The 18,174-nt window shown below is 72.7% G+C and carries 16 protein-coding genes; 7 read left to right on the forward strand and 9 right to left on the reverse strand.

Features of this window, described 5'->3' with window-relative positions:
• Positions 1–1,757: WD40 repeat domain-containing protein (locus tag AB0D67_RS09215; protein ID WP_362931657.1), on the forward strand; the 1,757-nt coding region annotated here is incomplete at its 5' end.
• Between the two features lie 77 nt (positions 1,758–1,834).
• Here AB0D67_RS09215 and AB0D67_RS09220 read toward each other — a convergent pair.
• On the reverse strand, positions 1,835–3,217 hold the full coding sequence (locus tag AB0D67_RS09220; protein WP_362931659.1) for a sigma-70 family RNA polymerase sigma factor: 1,383 nt from the start codon (positions 3,215–3,217) through the stop codon (positions 1,835–1,837).
• The gene (locus AB0D67_RS09225; protein ID WP_362931661.1) at positions 3,214–3,585 is read right to left on the reverse strand and encodes a YciI family protein; all 372 of its coding nucleotides are present in this window, start codon (positions 3,583–3,585) and stop codon (positions 3,214–3,216) included. Before AB0D67_RS09225 ends, AB0D67_RS09220 begins: the two co-directional genes overlap by 4 nt.
• Positions 3,586–3,821: 236 nt before the next feature.
• On the opposite strand from AB0D67_RS09225, the gene AB0D67_RS09230 reads away from it, so the two are divergent.
• On the forward strand, positions 3,822–5,315 hold the full coding sequence (locus tag AB0D67_RS09230; protein ID WP_362931663.1) for an MFS transporter: 1,494 nt from the start codon (positions 3,822–3,824) through the stop codon (positions 5,313–5,315).
• 153 nt (positions 5,316–5,468) lie between these two features.
• Here AB0D67_RS09230 and AB0D67_RS09235 read toward each other — a convergent pair whose 3' ends face one another.
• The gene (locus tag AB0D67_RS09235; protein ID WP_362931665.1) at positions 5,469–5,801 is read right to left on the reverse strand and encodes a cupin domain-containing protein; all 333 of its coding nucleotides are present in this window, start codon (positions 5,799–5,801) and stop codon (positions 5,469–5,471) included.
• Between the two features lie 79 nt (positions 5,802–5,880).
• Here AB0D67_RS09235 and AB0D67_RS09240 point away from each other — a divergent pair, with 79 nt between their 5' ends.
• On the forward strand, positions 5,881–6,819 hold the full coding sequence (locus AB0D67_RS09240) for a helix-turn-helix domain-containing protein (RefSeq protein WP_362931693.1): 939 nt from the start codon (positions 5,881–5,883) through the stop codon (positions 6,817–6,819).
• A gap of 16 nt (positions 6,820–6,835) precedes the next feature.
• On the opposite strand, the gene AB0D67_RS09245 is transcribed toward AB0D67_RS09240, so the two are convergent.
• Positions 6,836–7,255 (reverse strand): SgcJ/EcaC family oxidoreductase, encoded by a 420-nt coding sequence (locus AB0D67_RS09245; RefSeq protein ID WP_362931667.1) that lies wholly within the window; start codon positions 7,253–7,255, stop codon positions 6,836–6,838.
• A 291-nt stretch (positions 7,256–7,546) separates the two neighbouring features.
• On the opposite strand from AB0D67_RS09245, the gene AB0D67_RS09250 reads away from it, so the two are divergent.
• Complete coding sequence (locus tag AB0D67_RS09250) at positions 7,547–8,968, forward strand: hypothetical protein (protein WP_362931669.1); 1,422 nt, start codon at positions 7,547–7,549, stop codon at positions 8,966–8,968.
• A gap of 67 nt (positions 8,969–9,035) precedes the next feature.
• Here AB0D67_RS09250 and AB0D67_RS09255 read toward each other — a convergent pair whose 3' ends face one another.
• Positions 9,036–11,822, reverse strand: coding sequence for a LuxR family transcriptional regulator (locus AB0D67_RS09255; RefSeq protein ID WP_362931671.1), 2,787 nt, complete (start codon positions 11,820–11,822; stop codon positions 9,036–9,038).
• A 143-nt stretch (positions 11,823–11,965) separates the two neighbouring features.
• On the opposite strand from AB0D67_RS09255, the gene AB0D67_RS09260 reads away from it, so the two are divergent.
• Entirely contained in the window at positions 11,966–12,508 is a 543-nt protein-coding gene (locus tag AB0D67_RS09260; protein WP_362931673.1) for a helix-turn-helix domain-containing protein, read from the forward strand.
• Positions 12,509–12,512: 4 nt separating this feature from the next.
• On the opposite strand, the gene AB0D67_RS09265 is transcribed toward AB0D67_RS09260, so the two are convergent.
• Positions 12,513–13,094 carry a dihydrofolate reductase family protein gene (locus AB0D67_RS09265; protein WP_362931675.1) on the reverse strand — a complete coding sequence of 194 codons (582 nt, stop codon included), beginning with the start codon at positions 13,092–13,094 and terminating at the stop codon, positions 12,513–12,515.
• A gap of 72 nt (positions 13,095–13,166) precedes the next feature.
• Between AB0D67_RS09265 and AB0D67_RS09270 the strand changes: the two genes are divergently transcribed.
• Positions 13,167–13,742, forward strand: a complete 576-nt coding sequence (locus tag AB0D67_RS09270) for a TetR family transcriptional regulator (RefSeq protein ID WP_362931677.1) — start codon at positions 13,167–13,169, stop codon at positions 13,740–13,742.
• A 61-nt stretch (positions 13,743–13,803) separates the two neighbouring features.
• On the opposite strand, the gene thrS is transcribed toward AB0D67_RS09270, so the two are convergent.
• The 3 genes from thrS to AB0D67_RS09285 form a co-directional block, all read right to left on the reverse strand.
• Complete coding sequence (thrS, locus tag AB0D67_RS09275; RefSeq protein WP_362931679.1) at positions 13,804–15,231, reverse strand: threonine--tRNA ligase; 1,428 nt, start codon at positions 15,229–15,231, stop codon at positions 13,804–13,806.
• Positions 15,232–15,299: 68 nt separating this feature from the next.
• Positions 15,300–15,890, reverse strand: coding sequence for a helix-turn-helix domain-containing protein (locus AB0D67_RS09280; protein ID WP_362931681.1), 591 nt, complete (start codon positions 15,888–15,890; stop codon positions 15,300–15,302).
• Position 15,891: 1 nt separating this feature from the next.
• Positions 15,892–16,281, reverse strand: a complete 390-nt coding sequence (locus AB0D67_RS09285) for a hypothetical protein (protein WP_362931683.1) — start codon at positions 16,279–16,281, stop codon at positions 15,892–15,894.
• A gap of 217 nt (positions 16,282–16,498) precedes the next feature.
• Between AB0D67_RS09285 and AB0D67_RS09290 the strand changes: the two genes are divergently transcribed.
• On the forward strand, positions 16,499–17,962 hold the full coding sequence (locus AB0D67_RS09290) for an alpha/beta hydrolase (protein WP_362931695.1): 1,464 nt from the start codon (positions 16,499–16,501) through the stop codon (positions 17,960–17,962).
• Positions 17,963–18,174 lie beyond the last annotated feature (212 nt).

The following is an 18,174-nucleotide window of genomic DNA, read 5'->3' on the forward strand; positions in this document are numbered from 1 at the left end:
CGTTCAGTCCGGACGGCGAACGTCTGGTCTCCGCCGGAAACGACAAGACGGTGCGGGTCTGGGACGCGGTCACCGGCAGGCAGCTCGGCGCCCCTCTCGTCGGCCACACCGGCGCGGTGCGCTCGGTGGCGTTCAGTCCGGACGGCGAACGTCTGGTCTCCGCCGGAAACGACAAGACGGTGCGGATCTGGAACGCGGACACCCACAGGCAGCTCGGCGCCCCTCTCATCGGCGACACCGGCCTGCTGTACTCGGTGTACTCGGTGGCGTTCAGTCCGGACGGTGAACGTCTGGTCTCCGCCGGAGACAACGGGGCGGTGCGGGTCTGGAACGTGGCCACCGGCAGGCAGATCGGCGCCCCTCTCACCGGCCACGCCGGCGCGGTGTACTCGGTGGCGTTCAGTTCGGACGGTGAACGTCTGGTCTCCGCCGGAGACGACGGGGCGGTGCGGGTCTGGGACGCGGTCATCGGCAGGCAGATCGGCGCCCCTCTCACCGGCGACACCCCGGTGTACTCGGTGGCGTTCAGCTCGGACGGTGAACGTCTGGCTTCCGCCGGAATCGGTAGCACGGTGCGGATCTGGAACGCGGCCACCCACAGGCAGCTCGGCGCCCCTCTCATCGGCGACACCGGCTGGGTGTACTCGGTGGCGCTCAGTTCGGACGGTGAACATCTGGCCTCCGCCGGAGATGACAAGACGGTGCGGGTCTGGGACGCGGCTACCGGCAGGCAGCTCGGTGTCCCTCTCGCCGGCCACACCGGCCCGGTGTACTCGGTGGCGTTCAGCTCGGACGGTGAACGCTTGGTCTCCGCCGGAGATGACAAGACGGTGCGGGTCTGGGACGCGGCTACCGGCAGGCAGCTCGGTGTCCCTCTCGCCGGCCACACCGGCCCGGTGAACTCGGTGGTGTTCAGTCCGGACGGTGAACGTGTGGCTTCCGCCGGAGATGACAAGACGGTGCGGGTCTGGGACGCGGCTACCGGCAGGCAGCTCGGTGTCCCTCTCGCCGGCCACACCGGCCCGGTGAACTCGGTGGTGTTCAGTCCGGACGGTGAACGTGTGGCTTCCGCCGGAGATGACAAGACGGTGCGGGTCTGGGACGCGGCTACCGGCAGGCAGCTCGGTGTCCCTTTCACCGGCCACACCGGCCCGGTGAACTCGGTGGTGTTCAGTCCGGACGGTGAACGTGTGGCTTCCGCCGGAGACGACGGGGTGGTGCGGGTCTGGGACGCGGCTACCGGCAGGCAGCTCGGTGTCCCTTTCACCGGCCACACCGGCCCGGTGAACTCGGTGGTGTTCAGTCCGGACGGTGAACGTGTGGCTTCCGCCGGAGACGACGGGGTGGTGCGGGTCTGGGACGCGGCTACCGGCAGGCAGCTCGGTGTCCCTTTCACCGGCCACACGGGCCCGGTGCGCTCGGTGGCGTTCAGTCCGGACGGTGAACGCCTGGCCTCCGCCGGAGACGACAAGACGGTGCGGATCTGGGACGCGGCCACCGGCAGGCAGATCGGCGCCCCTCTCACCGGCCACACCGGCTCGGTGCGCTCGGTGGCGTTCAGCCCGGACGGTGAACGTCTGGCCTCCGCCGGCGCCGATGGCACGGTGCGGATCTGGAACGTCGGGATACCGTACGACCTTCAGAGCCTCCTGCGGGCCGCGTGCGGTATCGCGGTTCGGCCGTTCGCCCCCGAAGAGTGGCGGCGATACATCCCCGGCGAGCCGTACCGTCAGCCCAGCTGCCCGGTCACTCGATGAGGTCAGCCGCTCCCGCCCGCCGTACCGGCCCCGCCATGACCGAGGCGGGAGGTCGATCGGAAGAGGAGCGTTCGGGGCTACGGGCGCAGGCGGGCGGCGCGGGACTCCAAATACCGTTGTTCGGCGATGCTGGCGGTGGCCTTCGCCGCGCGCCGGTAGTGCTCGTACGCCCCGGCCGCGTCACCGGTCTTCTCCAGCAGGTGAGCCCGTACGGACAGCAGCCGGTGGTGCCCGGTCATCCGCTCGTCGCCGTCCAGCGCGGCCAGCAGGTCCAGCCCGGCCGCCGGGCCCTCGACCTCGGCGAGCGCGATCGCCCGGTTGAGGGTGACCATCGGGTTGGGCGCGATCCGCTCCAGGATCAGGTAGAGCGCGTGGACCTGCCGCCAGTCGGTCTCCGCGGCCGTGGCCGCGGCGGCGTGCGTGGCGGCGATGGCGGCCTGCAACCGGTACGGCCCCAGTTCCGGGCCGGCCAGCGACGCCTTGACCAGATCGAGGCCCTCGTCGATCATCCCGCGGTCCCAGCGCGTACGGTCCTGCTCGTCCAGCGGCACCAGGTCGCCGGTCGCGGTCGTGCGCGCCGCACGGCGGGCGTGGGTCAGCAGCATCAGCGCGAGCAGCCCGGTCACCTCGCCGTCGCCGGGGAGCTGCGCGTGCACCATCCTGGTCAGCCGGATCGCCTCGTGCGCGAGGTCGGCGCGGTGCAGCTCGCTGCCCGAGGAGGCGGTGTAGCCCTCGTTGAAGATCAGGTAGAGCACGTGCAGGACGACGCGGAGCCGTTCCTCGCGCTCCGGGCCGACCGGCAGGCCGAATCCGAAGCCGTCCCGGCCAGAGCCGGAGCCGGTGCCGGTGCCGGAGCCGACGCCGGACCCGGACCCGGAGCCGGAGGCGATGCCGGTGCCGGAGTCCGAGCCGCCCGGACCTGAGCCGGAGGCAGCGCCGGAGCCGCCCGGCGGGCCGAACGAGGCGCCCGCCGCCCTGATGCGCTGCTTGGCCCGGCTGATCCTGGCCGCCATCGTGGCCTCCGGCACCAGGAACGCGCGGGCGATCTCGGCGGTGGTCAGGCCGCCGACCGCCCGCAGCGTCAGGGCGGTCTGGGAGGCCGGGGTCAGCGTCGGGTGGCAGCACAGGAACAGCAGGACGAGCGTGTCGTCGGTGTCCGGTACGTCCTCGGGGGCCACCTCGGCGGCGGCCGTCGCCGTCTCCCGCTCGCGGCGGGCGTGCTCGCTGCGGATCTGGTCGATGAGCCGCCGGGACGCGACGGTCACCAGCCAGCCGCGCGGATTGTCCGGCACCCCCTCGGCCGGCCACTGCACCGTGGCGGCGAGGAGGGCCTCCTGCACGGCGTCCTCGCACTCCTCGAACCGGCCGTGCCGGCGGATCAGAGCGCCGAGGACCTGCGGCGTGAGTTCACGCAGCAGGTCCTCGATGGGCAGCGGGTCCTCGGTGGATGGCGACGTCACATCTCCGATTGTCCATCGGCGAACATCACCTGTCGCACTTCGACGCCCAGGCCCTCGATCGCGGCGTCCGGGACCTGCGCCGCCAGCTCGATCGCCCGCTCCTTGCTCTCGCAGTCGACGAAGTAGAAACCGCCGAGGTACTCCTTCGCCTCCAGGAAGGGGCCGTCGGTCACCACCGGCTGGCCGTTGCGCACGGACACGACGGCGGCCTGCGACGGGTCGACGAGCGCCTGCGTGGTGATCAGCTCGCCGGATCGCTTCAGCGACTCCAGGAGCCTGCCGTGGCCCTCGCCGATCGCGGCCTTCTCCTCGTCGGTCAGCGCGTCCAGCACGGCCGGGTTGATGTGCATGCTGATCAGGAACTTCATCTGGCACTCCTTGTGGTTCACGGGCCCCGTCCGGGTCCTTCGCCGGTCGGTCGGAGCCGTCGCCGTCGTCTTGACATCCCCACTGGAACTTTCTCAGAAGATTTTCGCCGCCCCGCGCCGGCGGTGCCGGAAACCGCCTGCCGGCGGTGCCGGGAACCGCCCGCCGTACGGATGTCAAGAAACCCCCCGCCGCTCCGACCAGGCGGCGAGACGTCGAGAGGACAGGGGTTTTCGATATGAGAGTCGACCGGACATGGCTGGGGCTGGCGCTCCTCACACTGCCGACGCTGCTCGTCGCGGTGGACACGACGGCGCTGCTCCTCGCGCTCCCGCGGCTGAGCGCCGACCTGGGGGCCACGAACGTTCAGCAGCTGTGGATCAGCGACGGCTACGGGTTCATGGTCGCCGGGCTGGTCATCACGATGGGCACGCTCGGCGACCGGATCGGACGGCGGCGGCTGCTGCTGATCGGCGCGGCGGCGTTCGCGACGCTGTCGGTCGTGGCGGCCTTCGCGACCGGCCCGCTGACGCTGATCGTCGTACGGGCGCTGCTGGGCGTCGCCGGGGCGACCCTGGCTCCGTCCACGCTCGCCCTGATCACCGATATGTTCCGTGACGAGCGGCGGCGCGGGAAGGCCATCGCGATCTGGGCGACCTGCCAGTTCACCGGCGGCGCGCTCGGGCCCGTGCTCGCCGGGTTCCTGCTCCAGCGCTTCTGGTGGGGATCGGTGTTCCTGATCGCCGTGCCGGCGATGGCGATGCTGCTGTTCGCCGGGCCGTTCCTGCTTCCGGAGTTCCGTGACGACCGGGCCGGGCGGCTCGATCTCGTGAGCGCCGGACTGTCGCTCGTGGCGGTGCTCGCGATGGTCTACGGGGTCAAGCAGCTGACCGTCGAGGGCGTGTCGGTCGTGCCGGCGGTGGTCCTCGTCGCCGGCGCGGCCGTCGGGGCCGTGTTCGTACGGCGGCAGCTGCGTCTCGCGACGCCGCTGCTGGACCTGCGGCTGTTCCGCAACCGCCCGTTCACGGCCGTGATCGTCGGGCTGGTCCTCGCCGGTGTCGCCATGGCCGGCACGGGGCTGATGGTGACCCAGTACCTGCAGGGTGTGCTGGGCTTCTCGCCGTTCGCGTCGGCGGTGCTGTTCGCGCCGATGGGCCTGGGCGTGGCGGCCGGCACCATGACCGCGCCGATGCTGGTCCGGTGGATGAGGCCGGCGACCGCGATCGCGGGCGGGCTGGCGGTGTCGGCGCTGGGCGGTCTGCTGCTGGCCGTGGTCGGCGGTCCGTACGCCCTGCCGCTGGCGATGACCGGCATCACCGTGCTGGCGCTCGGCGCCGGACCGCTGTTCGCGCTGGGCACCGGGCTGGTCCTCGGGTCCGTGCCGCCGGAGCGCGCCGGTTCGGCGGCGTCGATGTCGGAGACCGGCAACTACCTCGGCGGATCGCTCGGGTTCGCGCTGCTCGGCGTGGTGGCCGCGGTGGTCTACCGCGGCCGGATGGGCGGCACGTCCGACTCGCTGGCCGCCGCGCTCGTGGCCGCCGGACGTCTTCCGGCCGGGCGGGGCGCGGAGCTGCTGGCCGCCGCGCGGGAGGCGTTCACCGCGAGCCTGCACGTCGTCGGCGTCATCGCCGCGGTCCTCTTCGCCGGGCTGGCCGTACTGGTCCTGACGATGCGCCCGGCGGACGGGGCCGTCCCGGCGGCGCTCCCCGAGTACGAGGCGACCCGCCCGTAGGGGCCGGGGCCGGTGTCGCGGTGCCGTGTCCGGCGCCGGTGCCGCGGCGCCGTGAACCCAGGCGGTCCGGCCTTTCCGGCGGAGACCGCGAGCGGTCCGGTCCTCCGGGGAAACCCTGCGCGGTCCGGCTCTCCGGGAGGAGACCCCGGCGGTCTAGCCTTCGGGGTAGAAGAGGAACAGCGTGCAGCCCGTCGCCGTCTGCGGGACGTGCGAGCTGCCCGCGGGGGCGTGGATGAAGGAGCCGGCCGGGTAGTCCCGGTCGCCGTCGTTGAAGACGCCGGAGACCACGAAGACCTCCTCCGGCCCCGGGTCGTGGACGTCGATCCCCTGCCAGCGGGCGCCGGCGTCCATCTCCAGCACGTAGGCCGCCGCGCCGTCGTCCCCGGTCCACAGCGGGCGCAGCCGGATGCCCGGGAAGACCTCGCGGACCGGGGCGTCCTGGACGGAGGACCACACGTAGGCGGACGTGTTCCGTTCTGTCGTCATGGGGTCAGCCTCGCCGCCGCCCGCCGTCCCGCCGAGTGTCAGGAAAGACGTCGTGCGGTACTTTCCTGCCATGCATCGGATGACGGCGCTCGTCCGGGCGCCGCAGTCGACCTTCGAGCTCGGCTGCGTGGCGCAGGTGTTCGGGATCGAGCGGCAGGGGCTTCCGACGCGGTACGCCTTCGGCGTGTGCGCGGAGCACCCGGGCCCGGTCGCGACGCACGCCGGGTACGACATGCTCGTGACCGACGGGCTGGACGCGCTCGACCGGGCGGACACCGTGGTCGTCCCGGGCTGGCCGCCCGCCGGGGAGCCGCCCTCGCCCGCGGTCGTCCGGGCGCTGCGCCGCGCGCACTCCCGCGGGGCGCGGATGGTCAGCATCTGCTCCGGCGCCTTCGCACTGGCGCACGCCGGTCTGCTGGACGGACGGCGGGCCACCACCCACTGGGCGCTGGCGGGCGGACTCGCCGCGCGTTTCCCGAACATCCAGGTCGACCCGGACGTGCTGTACGTGGACCACGGTGACGTGGCCACCAGCGCCGGCGCCGGGGCCGGCTTCGACCTGTGCATGCACCTGGTCCGCGCTGACCAGGGCGCCCGGTACGCCGCGCACATCGCACGGACCATGGTCATGCCGCCCCACCGCGAGGGCGGGCAGTCGCAGTACTCGGCGCCGCCGCACCCCGCGCAGATCGACGGCACGCTCGCGCCGCTGCTGGAGTGGGCCACCGGGCGGCTCGGCGAACCGGTGACCGTCGAGGGCATGGCCGCGCACGAGGGGATCTCGACGCGAACGCTCGCCCGGCGGTTCGCCGACCAGCTCGGCACCAGCCCCGGGCGGTGGCTGCTCGCCCAGCGGATCGCCGCCTCCCGGGACCTCCTGGAATCCTCCGACCTGCCGCTGGACGCCGTCGCCCGCCGCGCGGGTCTCTCCTCGGCGACGAACCTCCGCAGGCGCTTCCTCAACGCCCTGGGCACGACGCCGGGCGCCTACCGCCGGGCGTTCCGGGCCGCGGAGTGACCGGCCCGGCGAGTCGTCACGTGTCGAGGACCTCGGTGTTCTGGCAGGCGGTCAGGAGCCAGCGGCCGTCCTCCTTGGACATGACGTACATCGGGCTGCCCGCGTTCCCGACCGGCTCGCCGCCGGGCGTGAGGTAGCGCTGGCGCACCTTGACCGCGGCGACGTCGGGCCGGATGAACAGCACGTGCTCCACCTCGTACGTGGGCGTGACGTCCGTCATCGCGCCGGGGAGCACCTTGTGGGTGAACTCCGAGATCTCGTCGCGGCCGAAGAGCCGCCTGCCGTGGGCCGTCGTCCAGACGGCGTCGTGCCGGAAGAGGCCGGCGAACTCCCCGGGGAGCATGTTCCGCTGGGAGTGCTGGACGGCGGCGACCACCTCCCTGATCGCCTCGATCTCGGTCTCACGGGTGTGCTCGTCGATGTGCTCCGCGTTCATGCGGACCACGGTGCCGCCTCAACCTCACTTGAGGTCAAGCCGGCCCGCACGCCGGAGCCGAGCCGTCCGGGCGGAGCGGTGTGCGGCGGGGTTCAGTCGGAGGCGTGCAGTCAGATGACTCAAGCCACCGGACCTTCGGAGCCTCATCGTCGGAGACGTCAGAACGGGGCGCCCGGGGAGAGAACCGGGCCCTCCTCGACCCGGGAGAGGATCGAGTTGTTTCCAACGACCAAGAAGGTTCGCTCCGGCATCGGCGAGGAACGCGGGCGTTCTTCGCACCGTTTCCGGCCGATGGCCCCGCCTTCGTGGGTGCGCCTGCTGGCCGTCACGACGGTGACGTTCGGCGCGGTGATGACGTCGAGTGCCCTCGGCGGCGCCGCCTCCGCCGACCCCGCTCCGGCGGGAGCGAACCGGACCGTCACGGCCACCCCCGATCCGGGCGCGGCCCAGGCCAGGAAGAAGATGGAGACCGCCCTGGCCTCGCAGAAGGAGATGGAGACCCGCGCGGAGAGCAGGGAGCGCTGGGCGAAGGAGCACGGCATCATCGGGATGTCCGCCGACAGTGCCGGGCATGTCACGGCGGTCGTGCCGCGGACGGCTTCGGCCCGCGAGCTGACCGAGGTCAGGGCCGCAGCCGAGGCGAGGCGCACGTCCTCCGGCGGCACGCCGAACGCACCGGCCGCGAAGGCGCCGAACACGCCGGACGCCTCGAACGCGCCGGACACGTCGAGCGGGCTGGACGCGCCGAGCGCGCCGATCACCGTGAAGCGCAGCACCCTCACCGCGGCCGACATCAAGGCCACGGCGGACAGGCTCATGGCCTTCCACGCCGAGCACCCGCGGTACGGGATCAGTTTCCGGTTCGACGCGGCCGAGGACGCGACCGTGGTCACCGGAGACCTGCCCGACGCCCTCGCCGCGGAGCTGAGGAGGACGGCGGGCAGGCTCGTTCTGCGTACGGCCCCCGGCACCGTCGTCAAGGAGGACGTGGGCCACTACTCGCCCGCCGTCTCCCTCCGCCTCAGGGAGGGCGTGGGAAGGGTTCAAGATCGGGGTCCGTGGCACTTCGGCGGGGCGAGGATCTACGCCAGTGACGGCTCCGTCTGCTCCAGCGGGTTCTCGATGGACGCCGACCCGGGGAGCGACGCCACGTACTCGACGACCGCCGGGCACTGCGGGTGGATCGGCGCGAACTGGCTCTCGGGCGGCTACGAGTACGGCACGGCCGTCTACCGGGTCGACTATCCCCGGGACGACGTGCTGAAGCTCGACTGCTGCGCCGAGAACTACGGCGACCGGATCTGGACCAGCCCGACCACCACCAGGAAGGTCTCATGGGCGTGGGACCCGGGACTCGGCTACAACACCCCCGACGGGGGCAGCGGCATCTGCGTCTCCGGCGGCGTCACCGGTGACGAGCGCTGCTTCGCGAAGATCACCAACACGAGCGCGACCGTCTGCTTCGCGAACCACGGCGGGTGCACCCAGAACCTGCTGGCGTACGAGCGGGCGAACGGAGAGCAGATGACCTGGTCCGGTGACTCCGGGTCTCCCGTCTACTCCCTCATCAGCGACGGCAGCGCCGAGATGCACGGAACGCACGTCGGGCTGGAGCGTTACGCCTACGGGGGCGGCGCCGAGAAGTACGTCCACTACGCGGTGAAGTACTCGACCATCAGGTACAACTTCGGCGGGACCGTCAGGAACTGGTGACCGGCCGGCCGGGCCGGGTGCGGCCACCGTGCGGTGGCCGCACCCGGCCCGCCCTCCGCCTCCGTTCTCAGAGCGCGTCCCCGAGCCTGCCCAGGGCGTCGCGCAGGGCGGCGCGGGAGGTGATGCCGAGCTTGGGGAAGATCCGGTAGAGGTGGGAGCCGACGGTGCGCGGCGACAGGTGCATCCGCTCGCCGATCTCCTTGTTCGTCAGCCCGGCGGCGGCGAGATCGGCGATCCGGCGTTCCTGCCAGGTCAGAGCGGTCGGGTGCGGCGACGCGGAGCCGGCGGATACCCCCGAGGCCCGCAGCTCGGCTCGGGCCCGCCCGGCCCAGCCGGCGGCGCCGAGCCGTTCGAAGGTCTCGGCGGCGCGGGCCAGGAGGGGCCGGGCCGCCCCGGGCCCCCGGGTGTGCCGGCGCCGCACGCCGTGGGCGAGGCGGATACGGGCCAGCTCGAAAGGGAACCCGGCGCCCGCCGGGTCGGCCTCGGCCCTGCCGTACATGTCCTCCGCCTCCTTCTCGTCGGCGGTCGTCATGGCCAGGGCGCCGTAGGTGATCAGCGCCAGCCGGGGCGAGACGCCGGGCAGACCCGCGTCGAGCGCGGCCAGGGCGTGCCGGCGGGCCTGTTCCAGACGGCCCGTGCGCACCGCCGCCTCGACCAGGTCGAGCAGTGTGCGCGAGGCCTGGTGCGCGTAGCGTTCGAACGATCCCGGCGGCGTGATGCCGATGGCGTGGAGGTAGGCGGCCTCGTAGTCTCCCTCGCTCAGCGCCGCCGCCGTGCCGACGGCGTCCGTGATCTGCGTCAGGAACCCGACTCCGCGCGGTCTGGCCCAGGCGTCCGTGACGGCCTGCAGTTCCCGTGCGCGTTCCACCCGGCCGCGCAGTGCCGAGAGGAGTCCCAGGTACGCGCGCGTATGGTGGGCGAACAGCGCGTACCCGCAGGAGGTGGTCAGCTCCAGCGCCCGCTGTCCCGTGCGTTCGGCCTCGTCCCACTCGCCGGCGGCCAGCTGATCGAGCATGATCAGGTGCAGCATGGTCATGCCGTTCGCCACGGCACCGGTCTCCACCTCGCGGTCCACGGCACGCCGCAGGTGAGGGCGGTATCGGCTCAGCGTGTCGACGTGGTAGGCGGCGACCGCCAGGCGTGAGACGTCCCACGGCTCCAGGCCCCGCCCGTCGGTGAACGCCCGCTCGACGCGCTCGTGCACGCCCGTGCCGTACCGGACCACGTCGCTCCACGCGTCGCGGTAGATCGCCGAACGCGGATCGACGCGGTCTCCCAGGGAGTCCAGTAACCGCCCGGTACGGTCCCACAGCGTGGCGTCGCCCGCGTACTGGCTGATGGCCAGGAGCAGGTTCACCAGCCGGGTGAGCGTCTCGGCGGACCCGTGGCCGTCACGCGGATCCGCGCGCGGGCTCCCATGCGGGGTCTGGCGCAGGTCCTCGATCGCCGCCGCGACCCGGCGGTGCGCCCACCGTACGTCGCCGTCCTCGTAGAGGGCCGCGTACGCCGAGGTGACGACCGTGGCGGGGGAGTCGGCCCCGCCCGGCGCGGGGTCCGCACGGAGGAGTTCCCGCGCCTGGTCCAGGAGCGCGGCGTGTCCGGCGATGAACGCGGCGTCACCGAGCCGCCTGGACCGATCGGCGGGGTTCTCGCTCAGCTCGGCCGCACGGGTCAGCCAGGCCACGGCCGTCACCGCGCCGCCCCGCCGGGTCGCGGAGCCGGCCGCCGCCTCCAACGCGGCGGCCACCTCCTCGTCGGGGTCCACCTGCGAGGCCGCCAGATGGTAGGCGCGTCGCTCGACGTCGTCGCGGTGCACCCGCGCGAGGTGCGCGTGCGCCGCGCGGCGCTGGTCGGGGGTCGCGAGCCCCACGACGGTCGAACGGACCAGCGGGTGCCGGAAGACGACCTCGCCGGTGAGGGGGTCGGTGTCCAGCAGGCCGGCCGCGACCGCCTCGTCGGTGCCGCGCATGCGGTACCGCGCGCCGGCCGGGCGGCTTCCGCCCGGCCCCGCCCCGGCGCCGTCGAGGGCGCCCCGCAGCAGCTCCTCGCGCACGGTGGCGCCGAGCCGTTCGATGCGCACGCCGTAGACGTGCTGGAGCCGGCGGGACGGCAGGAGACCGCCGGCCCCCGGCGGCTCCCCGTCCGTACGGCGCGCGTGGTCGCCGCCCAGGTGGGAGGGGAGCTCGAGGAGGGCGAGCGGATTGCCCATGGACTGGTTCAGGACGACGCGCCGGGTTCGTGGGTCGAGCCGTGGGTGGCGCGCGTCCAGCAGCCGTTCGGCGGCCTCGCCGGAAAGGGCCGCCACCGGGAGCTCGGGAAGCGCGGCCGTGTCGAACCGCGAACCGACATCGGACCGTACCGCGATCAGCATCTTCACCGGGACGCCGGTGAGCCGGCGTCCCACGAACCCGCACACCTCGATGCTGGAGGCGTCCAGCCACTGGCCGTCGTCGAGCAACAGCAGTAACGGCCTTTCCTCCGTCGCCAGGGCCAGCAGGTCGAGTACGGCGATGCCGAGCGACATGACCGACGGCGTCCTCCCCTCGCACAGGCCGAAGGCCACGTCGAAGACGGCGCGGCGCCCGTCGCCGAGTCCGGGCAGGCGGGGCAGGAGCGGATGGAGGAGCTGGTGCAGGCCGGCATAGGGCAACTCCGACTCCGCCTCGACCCCCGCGGCGCGGATCACCTCGTGTTCGGGGGTCGCGAGGCCGGCCACATGGTCGAGCAGGGCGCTCTTGCCGACCCCGGTCTCGCCCCTGAGAATGAGGGCCCGCCCCTCGGCGGCCGTCACGAACGCGGACAGCCGCTCCCGCTCGTCATTCCGGTCCACCATCGTCTGGATGAGCGATTCCACGACTCTCCCGCGCTCGGCGCCGTCACGACGGACGATGACGTGTCTTCATGATGTGCGTCAGTTATGTGACAGTTAAATCTATATTCTTCATCATGAAGGGGCATAAGGAAAGTCATGTGCCACACCGCGGGTAGGTTGTGGAAATGAGAGTAGACGCGACACGCAACCTGGAGCGCGTCCTGAGCACGGGTGCCCGTCTGCTGGCCGACGACCCCTCGGTGAGCATGGCCGCCATCGCCGCCGGGGCGGGAGTCGATCGCCGTACGGTCTACCGGCGTTTCGCATCCCGCGAGGAACTGCTGGCCGCCGTGTACCAGGCGCGGTACGACGCGGTCGAGGAGGTCGTCGACGCCGCCAGGCTGCGGGAGGCCCCCGTCACCGTCGCGTTGCACCGGTACGTCGAGGGGGTCATCGCGGTCAACCGCAGATGGCCCGTGGAAACGAGTCGGCTGCTCGCGGAGGAGACGCTCCGCGAGCGTCGCAGACGGCTGATCGACGAAGTCGACCGCTTCCTGCGGCGTGCCACCGATGAGGGCCTCCTGCGATCCGACCTGCCGCCCGGCTGGTTGGCCGCGATCCTGCCGTCCCTGATGCTGCACGCCGCGGAGAAGCTGCCCGAACTGAGCGCCGCGCAGGCCGCCGACGTGGTCGTCGACACGCTGCTGCGGGGCGCCGGAATGTCATAGCGGGTCAGTGCGCGGCGCGCTGGAACCAGGTCACCTGCGCCCCGTTGTCGAACGACTCCCGCCGGACGGGGGTGAAGAGCGTGGGGTCGAACCCGCCCTGGAAGGCCGAGATGCCCGAGCCGGCGACCACCGGGTACCACTTGACGATCAGCTCGTCGATCTCCGGGAGCAGCGCCCCCGCCAGCTTCCCGCCCCCGGCGAGGTAGACGTCCTTGCCGGAGGACTCGGCCTTGAGCCGGCGGACCAGCCCGACGGGGTCGCCGGGGACGAGCTCGACCGACGGGTCGTCGATCTTCTCCAGCGTCGAGGACACCACGTACTGCCGCAGGTGGGTGTAGGGGCTGGTGATGCCGACGTCCAGGGCGGGCCGGTAGGTGCCGAGGCCCATCACCACCGTGTCGAACCGCTTGTTGGGCGCGTCGGCCAGGCCGACGTGCGGGCGGATGTGCGAGGGGATCACCTCGGGGTGCTGTTCGTTCATCCACGCGGCCATGTCGTCGCTCAACGGGTAGAAGTCGAACTCACCGCCGGGGCCGGCGATGTAGCCGTCGATGGAGACGCCGACGTAGTAGACGAGCTTTCGCATATCTGAACACTCCATATGTAGTACTTCACTTGAAGTGGTTCAAACGTAGTACTACACCGCTAGGGTGTCAACATGCGAAAGAACGACCAGCGCAGGAACACGCTCCTCGACGCGGCCATCGAGGTGCTGGCCAGGGAAGGTGCCCGCGGCCTGACCTTCAGGGCGGTCGACGCCGAGGCGGGCACCCCGACCGGCACGGCCACCAACTACTTCGCCAACCGCGACGACCTGCTCATGCAGATCGCCGATCGGGTCTACCAGCGGTGGATGCCTGACGAGGCCACCTGGGCCGCCGCGGAGGCCGGGCCGCGGGACACCGCCAAGGTGACCGAGCTGATGCGGGAGACGGTCGGCCGGGTCGCCGGGTTCCGCAGCGGCTATCTCGCCATGCTGGAGCTGCGGCTGGAGGCGACCCGGCGGCCCGCCCTGCGTGTCGTGCTCACCGGGAGGGTGCGCGCGGACATGGACGCGAACGTCTCCTACCACCTGAAGCGGGGCCTGCCGGGCGACGCGAACTCGGTCAGGCTCCTCATACTGGCGCTCAACTGGCTGATCGTGGAGACGCTGACACTCCCGGAGCTGTTCGCCCCCGAGGAAGTGGACGAGCTGGTGGTCAAGGCGGTCGAGCGCAGCCTCGCCGTCACCTGACCCCCGGGAGCGGTCCGGGATCCACGGGGCCGTCTTCCGTGCGGTCTCCGTACGGCTCGGCTCAGCCCGCGGTCAGACCGGCCCGTCCGCCCGCACCCGCCGCCCCAGTCCCAGTCCCGGCCCCGGCCCCGGCGTCGGCGTCGGTGCCGGTGTCGGTGTCGGTGTCCCACAGGGCGGTGCCGTGGGACTCGACGAGGACGCGGATGCGGGCCAGCGCCTCGGCGGCCGGCAGGCCCTCCAGCCGTCGTCCGTCCCGCAGCCGCAGGGCGACCTGGCCGGCGGCGGCCTCCCGGGCGCCGATGACGACGTGGTAGGGCACCAGGCGGGCCTGCCGTACGCGGGCGCCCAGGCTGCCGTGCTCCGGCCCGGCGACCTCGGCCCGCAGCCCGAGCCCGGTGCAGCGGCCGGCGAGCGCGGCGGCGTCCGGCAGTTCGGCGTCGGACACCGGGAGGACCACCACCTGGACGGGGGCGAGCCAGGCGGGGAAGGTGCCGCCGTGGTGCTCGATGAGGTGTGCCACGGCGCGTTCCACGCTGCCGATGATGCTGCGGTGGACCATCACCGGCCGGTGCCTGGCGCCGTCCGCGCCGACGTAGTGCAGGCCGAACCGTTCGGGCTGGTGGAAGTCGACCTGGACGGTGGACAGGGTGGACTCGCGGCCGGCGGCGTCGGCGACCTGGACGTCGATCTTGGGACCGTAGAACGCGGCCTCGCCCTCGGCCGCCTCGTACGGCAGACCGGAGCGGTCGAGGACCTCGGTCAGCAACTCGGTGGAGCGCCGCCACAGCTCGGGGGCGGCGACGTACTTCCCGCCGGGGCCGGGCAGGGAGAGCCGGTAGCGGGCCGGGACGATCCCCATCGCCCGGTGCGCCCGGCGGATCATCTCCAGCGCGGCCCCCGCCTCGTCGGCGACCTGCTCCAGGGTGCAGAAGATGTGCGCGTCGTTGAGCTGGATGGCCCGGACGCGGGTCAGCCCGCCGAGCACGCCCGACAGCTCCGAGCGGTACATGCCGCCCAGCTCGGCCATGCGCAGCGGCAGCTCGCGGTGGCTGCGCGAACGGGAACGGAAGATCAGCGCGTGGTGCGGGCACAGGCTCGGCCGCAGGACGAACCGCTCACCGCCCAGGTCCATGGGTGGGAACATGTCGTCGCTGTAGTGCGACCAGTGCCCGGAGATCTCGTACAGCTCCCGTTTGCCCAGCACCGGTGAGTACACGTGCCGGTAGCCGGCTCTCCGCTCGGCCTCGCGGATGTACTCCTCCAGCGCGTGCCGTACGGCGGCGCCGTCCGGCAGCCAGTACGGCAGGCCCGCGCCGATCAGCGGGTCGGTGTCGAACAGGCCGAGCTCGCGGCCGAGTCTGCGGTGGTCGTGCATGGCGGTCTCCTCGTGGATGCGGTCCCGGGAGGCGAGTGACCGCGAAGACCGAAAAGCCCCGGGGCATTCGCCCCGGGGCTTCGGATCAAGACATCTGTCAGCGCGCCGGGACACTCTCCGGCGTCGTCGTCATGGCGGCACGCTGCATACGGAAAACGGTAGCAGAGTGACATCCCCGGCCCCTAGTCTTCAGGCGCACGGGTCGCCCGGTCGAACAGCTCGACGAGCTCGTCCGCGCAGAGGCCGGGATCGAGGCCGTCGACGACCCGCTCGGCCATCGTGTCGATGGACGCGCGAAGGGCCGCCCCCATCACGGTGCAGTCGAATGCCCGGAAGGCCCCCGTGCGCTGCCCGTCCGCGAACAGCGCCGTCAGCCTGGCTATTGCGGCGTCCCGCTCCCCGCCCCCGACGGGAGCCTGGTTGAAGGCGATCTGCTGCACCGCGCGCACGTGCCCGGGGTGGCGGGCGACGAAGGCGATGTTCGACCTGATGAACGCCTCCAGTTGGGCGCGGGCTCCGTGCGCCGCCTCCAGCGCCGGGCGCATGAAGGCCGCGGCGTCGGCGACGACCTGCTGGACGACGGCCTCCAGCAGCCGGTCCTTGTTGGAGAAGTGGTAGGTGATCAGTCTCTTGCTGCTGAGCCCGGCGTGCTCGCAGATGGCTTCGAACGTGGTCTCCGCGTACCCGCGCTCGGCGAGCACGGCGATCGCGGCCGAGGCGATCTGAGCTCTGCGCGCCTCGGTGGCCGCCTGACGAGTCCCGGGGCTTCTCATGTCACCCGAGCTTGCCACCCTTGGGGTACGCCTCACGCACGGAGCGCCGGTTGACGATGAACGCGACGGCGGCGACCAGGACGCCGACCACTCCCTGCTCCGCCTTCATCCACACCGGATAGCCGCTGTCGGGAGCGAGCAGGATGAGCAGGATCCCGATGGGCGCGGCGACGCTGACGAAGCGGATGCGCACGTACGCGGATCTCCTCCCGCGTTCGGCCTGCCCGGTCAGGGCGACGAGCCAGACGGACGCCGCGGCCACGGCCGCCCCGCGCAGCCACACCACCCAGTTGCCGCCGACGACGGCGGCCACGCCGAGCGTCGCGACCGAGATGACGAGGACGGCGACGAAGATCGCCCGGACGGGGGTCCATGCCGATTTCTTATCCATGCGAATAAATTTATCCGTGCGGATAATCTATGGCAAGCCTCATCGCGGCCCGCACACGGCCGCCGTCGCCCGGGAGGCCGGGCCGTACCCCTGACGAAGGTGGGGGAGGCGGGCCTGCCGATCGGCCGATGTGGCGGGGTGGTCCCGGCTTCTACCTTCGATCCCGTCCCCCTGAGGGGCTCTCCCTTTCACCCCATAGAACGGAGTTCCCGTGGTCATGCCCGTGCGCCGCGCCGCCGCCCTGACGCTCTCCCTGTCGGCCGCCGCCGCCCTCACCGCCGTCGCCGCTTCGCCGTCCGTCGCCGCGTCGTCATCGGGTGCCGCGCCGGCCGCCGCGTCGTCACCGGACGCCGCTGGAGCCGCCGGAGTCGCTGGAGTCGCTGGAGCCGCCGGAGCCGTCGCGGCGCCGTCCCGCCTCGTGGGAACGGCCGTGCCGCCGGACGCCGCCGTTCCGGCGAGCGGCGGGAGGGCCGCCGCCGTGGAGCTGCGGCTTCCCGCGCCCAGCGGCCCGTACGCGGTCGGCCGGGACGTCCTGCACCTCGTGGACGACACCCGCACCGACCCGTGGGTGCCGTCGGTGGGCGCGCGGCGGCTCATGGTGTCGGTGTACTACCCGGCCAGGACCGCCGGGGACGGCGCCGCGGCGCCGTACATGACGACCGAGGAGGCCCGGCTGCTGCTGAAGGCCCAGGGGCGGGACAAGCTGCTCGCGCCCGAGGTGCTCGCCGGGACCCGGACGAACGCGCGGACCGGCGCCCGCCCCGCCGGGGGCAGGCATCCGCTGGTGCTGGTCTCGCCGGGCTTCTCGCTGAACCGCGCCACGCTCACCGTGCTCTCCGAGGACCTGGCCTCGCGCGGCTACGTCGTCGCGCTCGTCGACCACGCCTACGAGTCGTTCGGCACGACCTTCCCGGACGGCCGGACCCTCACCTGCGTGGCCTGCGAGACCGTCGAGGGCGCGCCGGCGGACGGGGCCGAGAAGGAACTGCTGGCCAGGGTCGCGACCGGCAGGGCGACCGACCTCTCCTTCGTCCTGGACGCGCTGACCGGCCGCCGCGCGTCCGCGGCCGCTCGGACGTCCACAGCGGCTCAGGCGTCCACGACGGCTCAGGCGGCGACGGCGGCTCAGGCGGCGACGGCGGCTCAGGCGGCGACGGCGGGCGACCGTACGGCGGGCCACCGGCCCGCATGGAAGCGGTCGGGGATGATCGACACGAGGCGGATCGGGGCGGTGGGCCACTCCATCGGGGGCAACGCCGCGGCGAGCCTCATGGCGGGCGACCGGCGGGTCCGCGCCGGGGTGAACATGGACGGCACGTTCTTCGCGCCCGTCCCCGGCTCCGGGCTCGGCGGCAGGCCCTTCATGATGCTCGGCACCGCCGCCGGGCACTCGCCCGGCTCCGAGGACGTCTCCTGGTCCCGCGACTGGGCACGTCTCGACGGCTGGAAGCGCTGGCTGACCGTGAAGGACACCGGCCACTTCTCCTTCATCGACATCCCGGTCCTGGGCCGGCAGCTCGGGGTGACCGACCCCGAGGCGCCGCTGCCCGGAGACCGGTCCGCGGAGATCACCACGTCCTACGTGGGCGCCTTCTTCGACCGGCACCTGCGGGGGAAGGCCCAGCCGCTGCTCGACGGGCCGGCCCCCGCCACCCCCGAGGTGACCTTCCACAACCCCTGACCATCGGGGCCGGTACGGCGGGCGGTCGGGAACGGATCGGCGGGAGGCCGGTGCCGGTGCGACGGATGCGGGCGGGTCGGCGGGACCGGCGCCGGTACGGCGGGCGTGGGCGGATCGGCGGCGAGATCGGCGCCGGTGCGGCCGGTATGGCGAGCGCGGGCGGGTCAGACATCCCTGGATGTGGAATGTCAAGCCGCAAGGTCCTGTTGCCG

It is taken from the genome of Streptosporangium sp. NPDC048047 (assembly GCF_040653115.1).
In the GTDB taxonomy this organism is placed as follows: domain Bacteria; phylum Actinomycetota; class Actinomycetes; order Streptosporangiales; family Streptosporangiaceae; genus Streptosporangium.

What these genes read in the sequence shown, in the direction of transcription:
- AB0D67_RS09225 (WP_362931661.1), bottom strand. Translation starts at nt 3,585, where the DNA reads ATGAAGTTCCTGATCAGCATGCACATCAACCCGGCCGTGCTGGACGCG.
- AB0D67_RS09230 (WP_362931663.1), top strand. Translation starts at nt 3,822, where the DNA reads ATGAGAGTCGACCGGACATGGCTGGGGCTGGCGCTCCTCACACTGCCG.
- AB0D67_RS09235 (WP_362931665.1), bottom strand. Translation starts at nt 5,801, where the DNA reads ATGACGACAGAACGGAACACGTCCGCCTACGTGTGGTCCTCCGTCCAG.
- AB0D67_RS09240 (WP_362931693.1), top strand. Translation starts at nt 5,881, where the DNA reads ATGACGGCGCTCGTCCGGGCGCCGCAGTCGACCTTCGAGCTCGGCTGC.
- AB0D67_RS09245 (WP_362931667.1), bottom strand. Translation starts at nt 7,255, where the DNA reads ATGAACGCGGAGCACATCGACGAGCACACCCGTGAGACCGAGATCGAG.
- AB0D67_RS09250 (WP_362931669.1), top strand. Translation starts at nt 7,547, where the DNA reads ATGGCCCCGCCTTCGTGGGTGCGCCTGCTGGCCGTCACGACGGTGACG.
- AB0D67_RS09260 (WP_362931673.1), top strand. Translation starts at nt 11,966, where the DNA reads ATGAGAGTAGACGCGACACGCAACCTGGAGCGCGTCCTGAGCACGGGT.
- AB0D67_RS09265 (WP_362931675.1), bottom strand. Translation starts at nt 13,094, where the DNA reads ATGCGAAAGCTCGTCTACTACGTCGGCGTCTCCATCGACGGCTACATC.
- AB0D67_RS09270 (WP_362931677.1), top strand. Translation starts at nt 13,167, where the DNA reads ATGCGAAAGAACGACCAGCGCAGGAACACGCTCCTCGACGCGGCCATC.
- AB0D67_RS09280 (WP_362931681.1), bottom strand. Translation starts at nt 15,890, where the DNA reads ATGAGAAGCCCCGGGACTCGTCAGGCGGCCACCGAGGCGCGCAGAGCT.
- AB0D67_RS09285 (WP_362931683.1), bottom strand. Translation starts at nt 16,281, where the DNA reads ATGGATAAGAAATCGGCATGGACCCCCGTCCGGGCGATCTTCGTCGCC.
- AB0D67_RS09290 (WP_362931695.1), top strand. Translation starts at nt 16,499, where the DNA reads ATGCCCGTGCGCCGCGCCGCCGCCCTGACGCTCTCCCTGTCGGCCGCC.